Here is a 308-nt window from a genome sequence, read left to right on the forward strand (position 1 = left end):
TTTAAAGCCGATGAAATTTTACTGATCGTAAAATTTCATCGGCTTTTTAGTTTAGAGATGGGTTTTATCCCAGCCTCATTTCTTACGATTAGTCAACCTTATTTAAAGAATAATTTAATTTATATTTTTATGAGTGTTAGTGGTGAGGGATATCCGTTATCCCAAACTATAAGGTAGGTTGCCCACGTGTTACTCACCCGTCCGCCGCTAACGTCAAAGGAGCAAGCTCCTTATCTGTTCGCTCGACTTGCATGTATTAGGCACGCCGCCAGCGTTCGTCCTGAGCCAGGATCAAACTCTCCATAAAA

At 40.9% G+C, this 308-nt stretch carries 1 rRNA gene; it reads right to left on the minus strand.

The features are described from left to right. Window positions 1-307, minus strand: a 16S ribosomal RNA gene (locus tag ABNX05_RS26315); the annotation flags it as partial. Window position 308: the final 1 nt, after the last annotated feature.

Origin of the sequence: Lysinibacillus zambalensis (genome assembly GCF_040183165.1) — a bacterium.
GTDB lineage: Bacteria > Bacillota > Bacilli > Bacillales_A > Planococcaceae > Lysinibacillus > Lysinibacillus zambalensis.